At 66.2% G+C, this 14,974-nt stretch carries 15 protein-coding genes; 14 read left to right on the plus strand and 1 reads right to left on the minus strand.

Annotation, left to right across the window (positions count from 1 at the left end; translation table 11 throughout):
• Positions 1-24 precede the first annotated feature (24 nt).
• Entirely contained in the window at positions 25-2,250 is a 2,226-nt protein-coding gene (locus EJB06_RS03540; RefSeq protein ID WP_229426917.1) for a putative bifunctional diguanylate cyclase/phosphodiesterase, read from the plus strand.
• 45 nt (positions 2,251-2,295) lie between these two features.
• Here EJB06_RS03540 and EJB06_RS03545 read toward each other — a convergent pair whose 3' ends face one another.
• On the minus strand, positions 2,296-3,972 hold the full coding sequence (locus tag EJB06_RS03545) for an electron transfer flavoprotein-ubiquinone oxidoreductase (protein WP_198420754.1): 1,677 nt from the start codon (positions 3,970-3,972) through the stop codon (positions 2,296-2,298).
• Positions 3,973-4,134: 162 nt separating this feature from the next.
• Between EJB06_RS03545 and EJB06_RS03550 the strand changes: the two genes are divergently transcribed.
• The 13 genes from EJB06_RS03550 to EJB06_RS03610 all read left to right on the plus strand — a co-directional run bounded on the left by EJB06_RS03550 (position 4,135) and on the right by EJB06_RS03610 (position 14,972).
• Positions 4,135-4,911, plus strand: coding sequence for an SDR family oxidoreductase (locus EJB06_RS03550; protein ID WP_126072629.1), 777 nt, complete (start codon positions 4,135-4,137; stop codon positions 4,909-4,911).
• A gap of 406 nt (positions 4,912-5,317) precedes the next feature.
• Entirely contained in the window at positions 5,318-6,070 is a 753-nt protein-coding gene (locus EJB06_RS03555) for a beta-ketoacyl synthase chain length factor (protein WP_126072630.1), read from the plus strand.
• Positions 6,063-6,836: a lysophospholipid acyltransferase family protein gene (locus EJB06_RS03560; protein ID WP_126072631.1), complete on the plus strand. Its 774-nt coding sequence runs from the start codon at positions 6,063-6,065 to the stop codon at positions 6,834-6,836. Before EJB06_RS03555 ends, EJB06_RS03560 begins: the two co-directional genes overlap by 8 nt.
• On the plus strand, positions 6,829-7,083 hold the full coding sequence (locus tag EJB06_RS03565) for a phosphopantetheine-binding protein (protein ID WP_126072632.1): 255 nt from the start codon (positions 6,829-6,831) through the stop codon (positions 7,081-7,083). The genes EJB06_RS03560 and EJB06_RS03565 overlap by 8 nt, the downstream gene beginning before the upstream one ends.
• 10 nt (positions 7,084-7,093) lie before the next feature.
• The gene (locus EJB06_RS03570) at positions 7,094-7,366 is read left to right on the plus strand and encodes an acyl carrier protein (RefSeq protein WP_229426918.1); all 273 of its coding nucleotides are present in this window, start codon (positions 7,094-7,096) and stop codon (positions 7,364-7,366) included.
• Positions 7,367-7,368: 2 nt separating this feature from the next.
• The gene (locus tag EJB06_RS03575; RefSeq protein ID WP_126072633.1) at positions 7,369-7,917 is read left to right on the plus strand and encodes a COG4648 family protein; all 549 of its coding nucleotides are present in this window, start codon (positions 7,369-7,371) and stop codon (positions 7,915-7,917) included.
• Positions 7,910-9,619 (plus strand): ApeI family dehydratase, encoded by a 1,710-nt coding sequence (locus tag EJB06_RS03580; protein WP_126072634.1) that lies wholly within the window; start codon positions 7,910-7,912, stop codon positions 9,617-9,619. Before EJB06_RS03575 ends, EJB06_RS03580 begins: the two co-directional genes overlap by 8 nt.
• A 13-nt stretch (positions 9,620-9,632) precedes the next feature.
• Positions 9,633-10,709: a class I SAM-dependent methyltransferase gene (locus EJB06_RS03585; protein ID WP_126072635.1), complete on the plus strand. Its 1,077-nt coding sequence runs from the start codon at positions 9,633-9,635 to the stop codon at positions 10,707-10,709.
• Between the two features lie 3 nt (positions 10,710-10,712).
• The gene (locus tag EJB06_RS03590) at positions 10,713-11,456 is read left to right on the plus strand and encodes a glycosyltransferase family 2 protein (RefSeq protein ID WP_126072636.1); all 744 of its coding nucleotides are present in this window, start codon (positions 10,713-10,715) and stop codon (positions 11,454-11,456) included.
• Complete coding sequence (locus tag EJB06_RS03595) at positions 11,453-12,400, plus strand: lysophospholipid acyltransferase family protein (RefSeq protein WP_126072637.1); 948 nt, start codon at positions 11,453-11,455, stop codon at positions 12,398-12,400. Before EJB06_RS03590 ends, EJB06_RS03595 begins: the two co-directional genes overlap by 4 nt.
• A complete protein-coding gene (locus EJB06_RS03600; RefSeq protein WP_126072638.1) occupies positions 12,390-13,946 on the plus strand; it encodes an HAL/PAL/TAL family ammonia-lyase in 1,557 nt (518 codons plus the stop codon). The genes EJB06_RS03595 and EJB06_RS03600 overlap by 11 nt, the downstream gene beginning before the upstream one ends.
• Positions 13,939-14,373, plus strand: coding sequence for an acyl-CoA thioesterase (locus EJB06_RS03605; protein WP_126072639.1), 435 nt, complete (start codon positions 13,939-13,941; stop codon positions 14,371-14,373). The genes EJB06_RS03600 and EJB06_RS03605 overlap by 8 nt, the downstream gene beginning before the upstream one ends.
• Positions 14,370-14,972 carry an outer membrane lipoprotein carrier protein LolA gene (locus EJB06_RS03610; protein WP_229426919.1) on the plus strand — a complete coding sequence of 201 codons (603 nt, stop codon included), beginning with the start codon at positions 14,370-14,372 and terminating at the stop codon, positions 14,970-14,972. Before EJB06_RS03605 ends, EJB06_RS03610 begins: the two co-directional genes overlap by 4 nt.
• Positions 14,973-14,974 lie beyond the last annotated feature (2 nt).

The raw sequence follows: 14,974 nt of genomic DNA on the forward strand, positions 1-14,974 counted from the left end.
CGTAGGCAATCTGTGCGAGGTGAGATGGACAACGATCACGATCCGGCGGCACAGGGCAACCCGGCGCATGCGCACGCCCGCCGCGCCGACCACGCCTTGCCCGGCGGCGCCTTCGCCTTCGACGCCGGCCAGCACGACGCCGTCGCCGGCCTGCCCATGCAGGCGCCCGTGCCCGCCCTCGACAGCAGCGGCGTGAGCATCGAGCGCCTGCGCCACGAACAGGACCTGGCGCGCGCCGGCGAGCTCTTCCTGCTGGCCCCGGTCGGCTATTTCCTGCTCGCCTTCGACACCACCTTGCTGCAAGTGAACCTGGTCGGCGCCAGCATGCTGGGGGTGGCGCGCGCCCATCCCGGCCTGCACCATTTCCGGGCCTTCGTGGTGCCCGCCTTCCTCGCCGATTTCGACGGCTTTTTCGCGCGCGCCCTCAACAGCGCCAGCGGCGAAACCTGCCGCGTGCGGCTGCGCACGCCGCAGGCCGAGGGGCTCGACGTCACCCTGCACGGCAGCGCCGACGGCAGCGGCCAGGCGTGCCGCCTGATCGTCGAGCGCGCCGAAGGCCGCCAGGCCGCGCTCGAACGCAGCGAAGAACGCTTCCGCCGCATCGTCCACAGCGCCGGCGAAGGCATCTGGGAGATCGACGCCAATGCCAACACCACCTTCGTCAACCCGCGCATGGCCCAGATCCTCGGCTACAGCATCGAAGAGATGCTGGCGCGTCCCTTGCTCGCCTTCATGGACGACGAGGGCATGGCCATGCTCGACCGGTGCATCGGCGGGCACGTGCCGGCGGCGCAGGAGTACCGCTTCATCGGCAAGGAGGGCAGGGTGGTCTGGACCACCGTCTCGACCAGCCCCATCCTCGACGCCGACGGCGCCTGCCTGGGCGTGCTGGCGCTGGTCACCGACATCAGCGAGCGCAAGCAGTCAACCGAGCTGATCTGGCATCAAGCCAACTACGACAGCCTGACCGGACTGCCCAACCGCCACATGTTCATGGACCGGCTGGTGCACGAAACGCGCAAGGCCGATCGCGGCGCCGCCTTCCTGGCGCTGCTGTTCATCGACCTCGACCAGTTCCAGCAACTCAACGACCGGCTCGGCCAGGCGCGCGGCGACCTGGTGCTGATCGACGCGAGCCGGCGCATCGCCAACTGCGTTCGCTCGAGCGACACCTTGGCGCGCATGGAAGGCGACCGCTTCACGGTGATCCTGGCGGGAATCGACCATGTCGGCAGCGTCGAGCGCATCGCCCACGCCATGGTGGAGGCGCTGGCCGTGCCGTTCGCGCCGGACGGCGACAAGGCTTACCTGTCGGCCAGCGTCGGCATCGCCCTGTATCCGCCTGACGCGCGCGACCCGGCGCAACTGGTCGAGCGCGCCGAACGCGCCATGCTGGCCGCCAAGCAGGCCGGCGGCCACCAGTTCGGCTATGTCACGCCGGGCCTGCAGCAGGCGGCGCAGGCGCGCCAGAGCATTGCCGACGACTTGCGCGCGGCCATCGCGCTACGCCAGTTCGAGATCGTCTACCAGCCGATCGTCTCGCTCCAGAGCGGCCAGGTGCACAAGGCCGAAGCGCTGCTGCGCTGGCGCCACCCGACCCGCGGCTTGCTGGGGCCGGCCGAGTTCATTCCCTTCGCCGAATCGAACGGGCTGATCGTCGAGATCGGCGATTGGGTGTTCCGCGAGGTGGCCCAGCAGGTGCAGCAGTGGCAGCGCAGCATCGACCCCGCGTTCCAGATCAGCGTCAACAAGTCGCCCGTGCAATTCCGGCGCGACGCCGACCTGTACCTGAACTGGCTCGATTACCTCAACGAGCTCGGATTGCCCGCGCACAGCATCGTCATCGAAATCACCGAGGGCGTGCTGTTCGAAGGCGCGGCCCAGGTCATCGAGCGCCTGCGCCAGTTCCGGGCGATGGGGCTGCAGGTGGCGCTGGACGACTTCGGCACCGGCTATTCCTCGCTGTCGCACCTGAAGCGCTTCGATATCGATTACGTCAAGATCGACCAGTCCTTCGTCGCCACGCTCGAAAACGACGTGGGCGACATGGCGCTGTGCGAAGCGATCATCGTCATGGCCCACAAGCTGGGACTGAAAGTGGTGGCGGAAGGGGTGGAGACCAAGGTGCAGCGGGCGCTGCTGGTCGATGCCGGCTGCGACTACGCGCAGGGCTATGTGTTCGCCAGGCCGATGCCGGCGCAGGCCTTCGAAGCAATGGCGAGCGCGGGGGTGCCGCGCCTGCCGCATTGAGCGCCCACGCCGGCCCCGCCCCTGGCGGAACCGGCGCGCCCAGTCCTACATGCCCGGGTAGTTCGGCCCGCCGCCGCCTTCCGGCGTGACCCACACGATATTCTGGGTCGGATCCTTGATATCGCAGGTCTTGCAATGGACGCAGTTCTGCGCATTGATCTGCAGGCGGTCCTTGCCGTCGTCGGTCTTGACGAACTCGTACACGCCCGCCGGGCAATAACGCGCTTCCGGCCCCGCATACTGGGCCAGGTTGACCGACACCGGAATGCTGTCGTTCTTGAGCGTCAGGTGAATCGGCTGGTCTTCCGCATGGTTGGTGTTTGAAATAAACACCGACGACAGGCGGTCGAAGGTCAGCTTGCCGTCCGGCTTGGGATAGGCGATCGGTGCGTAGCTGGCCGCCGGTTTCAGGCACTCGTGGTCGGCGTAATCGCGGTGCAGGGTCCACGGCGCCTTGCCGCGCAGGATCAGCTGGTCGATGCCGGTCATGATCGAGCCCAGGTACAGGCCTTTCGACAGCCATGGCTTCACATTGCGCGCCACATGCAATTCCTCGTGCAGCCAGGATTGCTCGAAGGCGGTCGGGAAGGTCGACAATTCATCGTGCTGGCGCTGCTCGCCCAGCGCCGCGAAGGCCGATTCGGCCGCCAGCATGCCGGTCTTGATCGCCGCGTGGCTGCCCTTGATGCGGCTCATGTTCAGGAAGCCCGCATCGCAACCGATCAGGGCGCCGCCCGGGAAGACCAGCTTCGGCAAGGCTTGCAGGCCGCCGGCCGTGATCGCGCGCGCGCCGTAGGAAATGCGCTTGCCGCCTTCGAAGAAGGTGCGGATGTCCGGGTGCGTCTTGTAGCGCTGGAATTCTTCGTAGGGCGACAGGTAAGGATTCTCGTACGACAGCCCGATCACATAGCCGACCATGACCTGGTTGTTTTCCATGTGGTACAGGAAGGAACCGCCATAGGTATCCGACTTGAGCGGCCAGCCGGTGGTGTGGATGACCAGGCCAGGCTTGTGCTTGGCCGGGTCGATTTCCCACAGCTCCTTGATGCCGATGCTGTACGACTGAGGATCCTTGCCCTTGTTCAAGTCGTACTTGGCCATGAGCTGCTTGCCGAGGTGACCGCGCGAACCTTCGGCAAACAAGGTGTACTTGGCATGGAGTTCCATGCCGAGTTGAAAGGCTGCGGTCGGCTTGCCGTGGCGGTCGACGCCCATATTGCCGGTGGCCACGCCCTTGACCGAGCCGTTCTCGTTGTACAGGATCTCGGCGGCGGGGAAGCCCGGGAAAATTTCCACGCCCAGCGCTTCGGCCTGCTGGCCCATCCAGCGCACCACATTACCGAGCGAAATCACATAATTGCCATGGTTTTCGAAGCAGGCAGGCACCATGAAGCCCGGCGTCTGGTAAGCCTTGCTCTCGGTCAGGAACAGGATGCGGTCTTCGGTCACGGCGGTATTCAGCGGCGCGCCGAGTTCTTTCCAGTTAGGAATAAGTTCCGTCAAGGCGCGCGGGTCCATCACGGCGCCGGACAGGATATGGGCGCCGATTTCGCCGCCTTTTTCCAGGACGCACACGGATACTTCCTGGCCTTTGTCGGCCGCCATCTGTTTCAGGCGGATGGCGGCGGCCAGGCCGGCGGGACCGCCGCCGACGACGACAACGTCGTACTCCATCGCTTCGCGCGGACCGTATTGTTCGAGGATGTTGATAGGCTCTGTCATGGTCTCTTCATGGGATAGAAAAATTTAAGCACGAGTGTGCGGCTTTTTGTCGACGATTGCAACGTTGGCGCCATTTTACGGACATTATTAGACGCTGCCATCTAATACTGGCAATTTGTGACATCATTATGCTTTCGCAAGACCACCGCACAGGAGCCGATCGTGGGTATTGAAGTAAATTTTGAAGGAAAAATCGCACTCATTACCGGCGCATCGAGCGGCCTGGGCGCGCGTTTCGCCAAGGCCCTGGCCGGCGCCGGCGCCCAGGTCGTGCTGGCCTCGCGCCGCACCGACCGCCTGAAGGAGCTGCGCGCCGAAATCGAGGCCGACGGCGGGGCCGCGCACGTGGTCACGCTCGACGTGACCGACCTGGCCAGCATCAAGTCGGCCATCGCGCACGCCGAGACCGAAGCCGGCCCGATCGACATCCTGGTCAACAACTCGGGTGTGTCGACCACCCAGCGCCTGGTCGACGTCACGCCTGAAGATTACTCCTACGTCATGGACACCAATCTGCGCGGCGCGTTTTTTGTCGCCCAACAAGCTGCCAAGCGCATGATCCAGCGCGCCAAGGGCGATCCGAAAAAGCAGCACCGCATTATTAATATCGCTTCCGTGGCCGGCCTGCGCGTGCTGCCGCAGATCGGCGTGTATTGCATGAGCAAGGCCGGGGTGGTGCAGATGACCAAGGCGATGGCGGTCGAGTGGGGCAAATACGGCATCAACACCAACGCCATCTGCCCCGGCTATATCTCCACCGAAATCAACGAAGACTACTTCGCGACCGAACAGGGCCAGAAACTGATCGACATGCTGCCGCGCAAGCGCCCGGGCAAGCCGGAAGACCTGGACGGCCTGCTGCTGCTGCTCGCCGCCGAAGAAAGCCACTTCATCAACGGCGCCATCATCACTGCCGATGATGGTATGACCGCACAATAATGTAAAAGTTCGTCGCCGCCCGGCGCATGACGCCAAGGTATACTCCGTCATCCCCGCGCGGGAATGACGGAGCCGAGGCCGGGGGCAAACGCGCTGATCCTGGCGGCATCAGGCCCAACCCCCGCTCAGGACACAATCAGCCGTTTTCGCCACACCTCTATCCTGCTAGTATTCCCCGCTTGCGCGCACGCCCAGAATCGTGTTTGTTGCTCCCCAGCCCTGGCGCGCCTTCTTCACTGTTGTTTATCAGATATTTATTTGCATAAATTCAGCTAATAATGGGACAATTCGCACTTCTGTTGCTTGCCGCTACTTTAGTTTCTCGAATGGAAGTATTCCTCTAGGAGCCTGTATTACCGGCAGTTTATAATTTGGGCTGTACGTACCTTAGAGAAATAAGTAACAAATGCGAGTAGACGGGCTGAAGTTTTCCATTGCTGCGCATTCGGCGTGGGCGCCCGGGCTGGCAACGGCCGAGGCGTGGACCGGATGGGCGCAGGCGCCGGCCAGGATCGGCGAGGGCGCCGATCCCGCCGTGTCGGCCATGCCGCCCATGCTGCGCCGGCGCGCCGGTTTCCTGGGGAAGATGGCGCTCGAGGTGGCCTACCGCTGCCTGGACGGGCGCACCGATATTCCGGCGGTATTCTGCTCGCGCCATGGCGAAGTCGCGCGCGCCGTGGATCTGCTGGGCGAGCTGTCGCGCGGCGACCCGATGTCGCCGACCGGCTTCGGCCTGGCGGTGCATAACGCGAGCGCCGGCCTGTTCTCGATCGCGCGCACCGACCGCGCCAACCACATGGCGCTGTCGGCCGGTGCGGCGACGGTCGAACATGGCGTGGTCGAAGCCTGCGGCCTGCTGGCCGACGGCGCGCCGATGGTGCTGCTGGTGGTGTACGACTGCGCCTTGCCGGCGGCGCTGGCGCATTTTGAAGATTGCGACGAGCAGCCGTTCGCGTGGGCATGGCTGATGACCGCACCGGGCGCGCACGCCATCGGCCTGGCCTGCGCCGGCGCCGATCCCGATGGCGCTGGCGATGGCGAGGTGGCGCCATCCACCCAGCCCGGCGGCCTGGACGTGCTGCGTTTTCAGTTGAGCGGTGCGCCGCGCCTGGTGCGGCGCGCCGGCCCGCAGCGCTGGACCTGGACGCGCGATGTTTAAGCGGATCGGCCGGTATTGGCGCGTGCTCGCCACCGGCCTGAGTTTCCTGGCCTTCGGCATTGGCGGCCTGCTGCTGCGCATCGTGGTGTTTCCGCTGCTGCAGCTGGTGGTGTGGGAGCGTGCGGCAAGGGTGACGGCGGCGCGCGCCATCCTGCGCCTGACCTTCCGCGGTTTCGTGGGCCTGATGCGCGGCCTCGGGGTACTGCGCTACGAATTCATCGGCCTCGAAAAACTCGAACGCGGCGGCCTGCTGATCCTGGCGAACCATCCTTCGCTGATCGACACCGTGTTCCTGATGGCCTTCGTCAAGCGTGCCGACTGCATCGTCAAGAGTCATTTGTGGAACAACCCGTTTACCCGCGGCCCGGTACGCGCCGCCGGTTACATCAGCAACGACAGCGGCGAGCAGCTGGTCGAGGCGTGCATCGCCTCCCTGCGCGCCGGGAATAACCTGATCATTTTCCCGGAGGGGACGCGCACCCCGGCCGGCGGCGCCATCAGCCTCAAACGCGGCGCCGCCAACATCGCCGTGCGCGGCGCGCGCGCCGTGACGCCAGTCGTCATCGACTGCCAGCCGCCCACGCTCGGCAAGGGCGACAAATGGTGGCGCGTGCCGGACCGCTTCGTGCAGTTCCGGCTCGAGGTGAAAGACGATATCGAGATCGGCGCCTTCGTGGGCGCCGGCGTGAGCGAAGTCATGGCGGTGCGTCATCTGACGGACCACCTGCAACGATTTTTTACTGGAGAGTACCAAGGCCATGCTTGAAACAGAAGTGAAACAACTGATCATCGACGTCCTGCAACTGGAAGACATTACGGTGGATGACATCGACAGCGCCGCGCCGCTGTTCGTCGAGGGCCTTGGCCTGGACTCGATCGACGCGCTGGAACTCGGCGTCGCGCTGCAAAAGCGTTACGGCATTTCGCTGTCGGCCGATTCGGAAGACACCCGCAGCCATTTCGCGTCGGTGCGCGCGTTGGCGGCGCTGATTGAAACCCACCGCAAAAAGTAATGGAGGTTGTATGGTAGACGTAAACAATATGAGCCGCGACGAGCTGTATGTGTGGGTCGTCGATCTGCTGGCCGAGATGTTCGAGCTCGATAAATCGGCGCTCACGCCCGAGTCGAACCTGTACGCCGACCTCGATATCGACAGCATCGACGCGGTCGACCTGGCGGTCAAGCTGAAACAAATGACCGGCAAGCGCCTGCAACCGGAAGTCTTCAAGACCATCCGCACCATCGGCGACGTGGTCAACGCGCTCGACGACCTGGTCGAGGAGCAGGCGTTATAAACATGCGCCTGCTGGCCGCGCTGTCGGTTGTGTTGACGCTGTGTTATCCGCTGGCCGTCTGGTACGGACAGGGGAGGGTGGAACCGCGCTGGCTCGCCGTGTTGCTGGTGCTTGCCGCGCTGGCGCGCCTGCCGGCCATGAAGGCCAGCATGAGCGCGCGCTGGGCGGGCGCCGGCGCGCTGCTGCTGGCGGCAGTGACGGTGATGGGCAACGCCATGCTGCCCCTGAAGCTGTATCCGGTGCTGGTCAACGCCGGCCTGCTGGCGGCGTTTGCGTACACGCTCGGCACGCCGGTATCGATGGTCGAACGCTTCGCGCGCATGCGCGAGCCGGACCTGCCGCCGGCGGCGGTGGCCTACACGCGCACCGTCACCAAGGTGTGGTGCGGGTTTTTCGTGGTGAACGGCGCCATTGCGCTGGGCACCGCGCTGTGGGCCTCGCAAGAGCTCTGGTCGCTGTACAACGGCGTGATTGCGTACGGCCTGATGGGCGTGCTGTTCGCCGCCGAATTTTTGGTACGACTGCGCTTTAAGCGATTGCATCATGGTTGATTTGTTTTCTGTTCTGGGCGCGCGCGATGGCGCCGCCATCGCCGGCTGGCGCGACGGCGCCGCCGTGACGGTCGCCGGCCTGCGCGCGCGCGTGGGCGCCTGGCGCGCGCTGGGCCTGCGCACGCCCGGCGCCAGCGCGGCACTGTACATCGAGGATAGCCTGGAATTCGCCGCCGCGCTGCTGGGCGCCTGGCAGGCCGGTAAAACCGTCTGGCTCAGCGCCGATACGCTCGACGCCAGCTGCGGCGCGCTGGCGCGCTCGGTCGACTGCTTTTTCGGCGAGTTCCCGCAGCGCCGCTCGCCGCTGCGGCCGGCGCCGGACGACGCCTGCGATCTGCCGTGGTCCGGTCTTGACGCGGGCTTCCCCGCGCTGGTGGTGCACACCTCCGGCAGTACCGGCGAGCCGCAGGCGATCCCGAAAAAGCTCTCGCAGCTGACGTGCGAAGTGGCCACCCTGGAGCGCCTGTTCGGCCCCGCCATGGGCGACGCCGAGATCATCGCCACCGTCTCGCACCAGCATATCTACGGCCTGCTGTTCAAGGTCCTGTGGCCGCTCGCGGCCGGCCGCGCGATCCACGCCGCCAGCCTGTCCTATCCCGAACAACTGGCGCAGATGCTCGGCCGGCGCGCCTGCGTGCTGGTCGCCAGCCCGGCCCACCTGAAACGCCTGCCGTCGCACCTGGACTGGAGCGCCGCCGCGAGCGGCCTGCGCGCCGTGTTCTCGTCCGGCGGCCCGCTTGCGCCCGAGGCTTCGGTGGCGGCCGCCCACCTGCTGGGTCATGTGCCGACCGAAATCTACGGCAGCTCCGAAACCGGCGGCGTGGCCTGGCGCCGCCACCATCCCGGCTCGCCCGGCGCATGGGAAGCGTTGCCTGGCGTCGACTGGCGCATCGCGCCAGCCAGCGCGCGCCTCGAAGTACGCTCCAGCCACCTCGCCGATGACGGCTGGCTGGAACTCGAAGACCGCGTCAACCCCGCCCCGGACGGGCGCTTCCTGCTGCTCGGGCGCGGCGACCGGCTGGTCAAGATCGAAGAAAAACGCATCTCGCTCGACGCCATCGAGGCCGCCTTGCTGGCGTCGGGCCTGGCCAGCGAAGCGCGCGTGATCGTCTGTCCCGAGCGCGCCGGCGAGCGCCAGGTGCTGGCCGCCTTTGTGATCCCGTCCGAGAGCGGCCGCGCCCTGCTCGACGGCGAGGGCAAGCAGGCGCTCAACGCGCTGCTGCGCGCCCACCTGGCGCGCGTGGTGGAAGCGGTCGCGCTGCCGCGCCGCTGGCGCTATCTGGACCAATTGCCGCTCAACGCCCAGGGCAAGACCACCCACGCGCAGCTGCTTGCCTTGCTCGGCGTGGGCGATGCCCGCCCGCGCGTGCCGCAGGTGCGTCTGATCGAGCGTGACGGGCAGCGTGCCTTGCTCGAACTGATCGTGCCGTCGACCCTGTTCTACTTCGACGGCCATTTCACGCAGGCGCCGGTGCTGCCGGGCGTGGTGCAGGTCGACTGGGCGATCCGCTACGGGCGCGAGCACTTCGCCGTGGCGCCGGGGTTCCGCGGAATCCACGCGCTCAAGTTCCAGCAGGTGGTGCGGCCCGACGTGCCGTTCCAGCTGGAGCTCAAGTACGACAGCGCAAGCTGCACTCTGCATTTCCGTTACTTCTCCGACGCCGGGCAGCATGCCGGCGGTCGCATCCTGTTTGGTCCTTAACCTGAAGCGTCGCATGCTAGATAAAAAATTCTCCCCTGATCGCCAGACTGCCTTCGAAGCTCGTTTCGAAGCGCAAAAAATCGCCTTCGGCCCGGTCGTGTTCCAGTGCGTGCGCTATGCCTGGAAACGCGGCATGCTGCAAACGCTGGCCGATGCCGGCGAGGCGGGACTGAGCATCGCCGAGATGGCGGCCACCGGCCGCTGGACCGAATACGCGCTCAAGGTGGTGCTCGAGACCTGCCTGTCGGCCGGCGTGGTATTCGTGCACGACGGACGCTATGCGCTCGACAAGGCCGGCTTCTGCGTCCTGACCGACAGCATCACCCAGATCAATATCGACTTCAACCACGACGTCTGCTACCAGGGCCTGTTCAAACTGGACGAATCGCTCGACGCCGAAAAGCCGATCGGCCTCAAGGCCCTGGGCGAGTGGCCCACGCTGTACCAGGGACTGTCGGAACTGTCGGAACCGGCCAAGACCAGCTGGTTCGCCTTCGACCACTATTATTCGGACACCTCGTTCCCGACGATCATGCCGGACGTATTCGCGACCGCGCCGCGCAAGGTGATGGACGTGGGCGCGAACACCGGTAAATTCAGCTGCGTCGCGCTGGACTACAACCGCGAGGTCGAACTGCACCTGGTCGACCTGCCGCGCCAGCTGGCGGTCGCCGCCACTTCGCTCGAGACGGCCGGCGTGCGCGAGCGCGCGCACCTGCACCCGACCGACCTGCTCGACGCGGCACTGGCGCTGCCGTCCGGGATGGACGTGATCTGGATGAGCCAGTTCCTGAGCTGCTTCTCGGAGCCGGCGATCGCCACCATCCTGCAACGCGCGGCCGCCGCGCTGGCGCCGCAAGGCCAGCTGCTGGTGATGGACACCTTCTGGGACCGCCAGCGCTACGACATCGCTTCCTACTGCCTGATCAACACCTCGCCGTACTTCACGGCCATGGCCAGCGGGAACAGCAAGATCTACGAGAGCGGCGACTACGTGCGCCTGGCCGAAGCGGCCGGCCTCAAGCTGCTGACCGCGCGCGACGGCATCGGCTACTGCCATTCGCTGCTGCGTTTCGGCCGGGCGGACTAAATCATGTTCAAGCCCTGCGTGATGATCCCCGTGTACGACCACGAACACGCCATCGGCGCCGTGGTCGAGGCGGTGCTCGCTCACGGCCTGCCGTGCATGCTGGTCGACGACGGCAGCAAGCCCTCGTGCGCGCGCGTGCTCGACCAGCTGGCGGCGGCGCATCCGGGTTCGGTCATGCTGGTGCGCCACGCCGTCAACCAGGGCAAGGGCGGGGCGGTGCTGACCGGCTTTCACAGCGCCGCGCAAGCCGGCTACACGCACCTGCTGCAGGTCGACGCCGACGGCCAGCACGCCACCTCCGACATCCCGCGCTTCATCGCGCTGGCGCGCCTGCATCCGCACGCGGTGATTGCCGGCTGCCCGGTGTACGACGAATCGGTGCCTAAGCTGCGCCTGTACGCGCGCTACCTGACCCACGTCTGGATCTGGATTAACACGCTCTCGTTCGCGATCCGCGATTCGATGTGCGGCTTTCGTATTTATCCGGTCGCGCCGGTGGTGGCGCTGGCGTCGCGCTGCGCGCTCGGCAAGCGCATGAACTTCGACCCCGAAATCCTGGTGCGCCTGTTCTGGGACGGCGTGCAGGTGGTGAACCTGCCGACCCGCGTCACCTACCCGAGCGACGGCGTATCGCATTTCAATGCCCTGCGCGACAATGTGCTCATCTCGCGCATGCACACGGTGCTGTTCTTCGGCATGCTGATCCGCCTGCCCAAGCTGTTGGCGCGCAAATGGCGGAGCGCATGACCAGGCTGCACGCCAGCCACTGGGCATCGATCTCGGAATCGAGCTTCGTGGGCGGCATGCGCCTGCTGTTCTGGGTGTGCCGCGTGTTCGGCCGCTGGCCGTTCCGCGTGGTGCTGTATCCGGTGCTGGCGTGGTACGTGCTGACCAAGCCGGCCGCGCGGCGCGCCTCCACCGCCTATCTGGACCGCGTGCGTCCGTATGCGCCGGTGCCTGGCGGCTGGTACGGCGTGCTGCGCCACTTCGGCAGCTTTGCCGAAGCCATTCTCGACAAGATGCTGCTGTGGGGCGGCCTGTTCGACACCGCCTCGGTCGGCCATGTCGGCATGGCGCCGATGCGGCGCCTGCTCGACGAAGGACGCGGCGCGGTGCTGGTCTGCTCGCACCTGGGCAATGCGGACCTGTGCCGCGTGCTCTCGAACGACGTGCCGGGCCTGAAACTGACGGTACTGGTGCACACGCGCCACGCGCAAGCCTTCAACAATATGCTCGCTTCGCTCGACCCGCGCAGCCAGACCAACCTGCTGCAGGTGACCGAGATGACCCCGGCCACGGCGATGATGCTGTCGGAGCGGGTAGGGCGCGGCGAGTTCGTCGTCATCGCCGGCGACCGCGTGCCGGTCTCGCCCGACCCGCGCGTGGCGCTGGCGCCCTTCATGGGCGAGCAAGCCGCGTTCCCGGTCGGGCCTTACGTGCTGGCCTCGATCCTGCAATGCCCGCTCTACATGATGTTTTCGACCCGCGTCGGGCGCGGCTACGAAGTGCACTTCGAACTGCTGCGCGAATCGGTGCGCCTGCCGCGCAAGGGCCGCGACGAGGCGGTGGCGGCCGTCGCCGCCGATTTCGCGGCGCGCCTGCAGCACCACTGCACCCGTTCCCCGCTCGAGTGGTTCAACTTTTACGATTTCTGGCACTTACCCCATCTGGACAAGAACGATGCATCCTGAACCGACCACCTCCCGCCGCGCCGTCACCTTCGACCGCGAGCGCCTCACCATCGAGGATATCGTCGATATCGCGCGCGGCAACGCCAGCGCCGTGCTATCGGCCGATCCGGTCTTCCGCGCTGCGATCGCGCGCGGCGCCGACTTCCTCGACCGCCTGCTGCGCGAGGACGGCACCATCTACGGCGTGACCACCGGTTACGGCGACTCGTGCACCGTGGTGATTCCGCCCGAGCTGGTGGCCGAACTGCCGCATCACCTGTATACCTATCACGGCTGCGGCCTGGGCGAATACCTGACGCCGGCGCAGACGCGCGCGGTGATGGCCACCCGCCTGGCGTCGCTGTCGAAAGGCTTTTCGGGCGTCAGCGTCGAACTGCTGGAACAGATCGCGCGCCTGCTCGATGCCGGCCTCCTGCCGCTGATTCCGAGCGAAGGCTCGGTCGGCGCCAGCGGCGACCTGACCCCGCTGTCCTACCTGGCGGCGGTGCTGTGCGGCGAGCGCGAAGTCTGGCGCGACGGCGTGCAGGTGCCGGCCGCGCAAGCGCTCGAGGAAGCCGGCATCGCGCCGCTGCGCCTGCGCCCGAAAGAAGGACTGGCGATCATGAACGGCACCGCCGTCATGACCGCGCTGGCCTGCCTGGCCTGGGACCGCGCCGCGTACCTGACGCGCGTGTGCACCCGCATCACCGCCATGGCCTCGTTCGCGCTGGACGGCAACGCCCACCACTTCGACGAAACCCTGTTCTCGGTCAAGCCGCACGCCGGCATGCAGGGCGTGGCCGCCTGGCTGCGCGAGGACATGCATGTGGGCCGCCAGGCCGAACGCAACGGCAAGCGCCTGCAGGACCGCTACTCGATCCGCTGCGCGCCGCACGTGATCGGCGTGCTGGCCGACGCGCTGCCGTTCTTCCGCCAGTCGATCGAAAATGAACTCAATAGCGCCAATGACAATCCGATCATCGACGCCGAAGGCGAACGCGTGCTGCACGGCGGCCATTTCTACGGCGGCCATATCGCCTTTGCCATGGACGGCATGAAGAATGCGGTGGCCAACCTGGCCGACCTGCTGGACCGCCAGATGGCGCTGCTGGTCGACAGCCGCTACAACCATGGCCTGCCGGCCAACCTGTCCGGGGCGGAAGGCGCGCGCGCGGCCATCAACCATGGCCTGAAAGCCTTGCAGATCAGTTCTTCGGCGTGGACCGCCGAAGCGCTCAAGCTGACCATGCCGGCCTCGGTGTTTTCGCGTTCGACCGAATGCCACAACCAGGACAAGGTCAGCATGGGCACCATCGCCGCGCGCGACTGCCTGCGCGTGCTGGACCTGACCGAGCAGGTCGTCGCCGCGCTCCTGATCACGGTGCGCCAGGGCGTGTGGCTGCGCCTGCGCGCCAATCCCGACAACCCGGCGCCGCAGGCGCTGATGGAGATGATGGAACTGATCGGGCGCGACGTGGCGCCGGTGGCGGAAGACCGCCGCCTGGAGCCCGAGCTGCGCGTGCTGATTGCGCGCCTGCGCGAGCAGGCATGGAGCCTGTATGCGTAGGGGCGCGCCGCCGAGCCGCTGGTTCGCCGAGACGGAAATGCAGGTCCAGTTCTTCGACCTGGACCCGATGCAGATCGTCTGGCACGGTAACTATGTCAAGTACCTCGAAGTGGCGCGCTGCGCGCTGCTCGACAAGATCGATTACAACTACGAGCAGATGAAGGCCTCCGGCTACGCCTGGCCGGTGATCGACATGAACCTGCGCTACATCGGGCCGGCCGTGTTCGGCCAGCGGCTGACCCTGCGCGCCGAAATCGTCGAATACGAAAACCGCCTCAAGATCGATTACCTGATCGCCGACGCGGCCAGCGGCAAGCGCCTGAACCGCGCCAGCACCACCCAGGTCGCGGTCGATATCGCCAGCGGCGAGATGTGCTTCATGTCGCCGCCCGTGCTGTTTGAAAAATTAGGAGTGACACCCGCATGAAACGTCTGATGTTCGCCATCGCCATTGCCGCCTCCTGCGCCAGCGCCAGCGCTGGCGCGCCGATCGCCAGGATCCAGTCGATGCTGGCCAAGCCGACCATGCTGTGCGGCCGCTTCGACCAGACCAAGCACCTGGCCGGCATGAAAAAGCCGCTCGCCTCGCACGGGCGCTTTTGCGTCGTCGCCGGCAAGGGCGTCCTGTGGCGCACCCTCAAACCCTTCCCCAACACCTTGCGCCTGACGCGCGACGAAATCGTCAGTTTCCAGGGCGAGCGCGTCGCGATGCGCCTGGAAGCGAAGCAGGAACCGACCGTGCGCATGATTAACAGCGTGCTGTTCTCGCTGCTGTCGGGCGACCTGGGCCAGCTCGACACCCTGTTCGAAGTCGACGGCAGTGTCGACGGCGGCGCCTGGAACGTCGCCCTCAAGGCGCGCCAGCCGGCGCTGGCCAAGGCCATCGGCGCCATCTCGCTCGACGGCGGCGCCTACGTGAAGAACATCCAGATCGCGGAAGCATCGGGCGACAAGACCTTCATCGTTTTCTCGGAAATCAAGACAGGCGAGGGCGCCATGGGACCTGACGAGGCGACGCTGCTGTGAAC

Source organism: Massilia atriviolacea (assembly GCF_003953935.1).
In the GTDB taxonomy this organism is placed as follows: Bacteria; Pseudomonadota; Gammaproteobacteria; order Burkholderiales; family Burkholderiaceae_D; genus Telluria_A; species Telluria_A atriviolacea.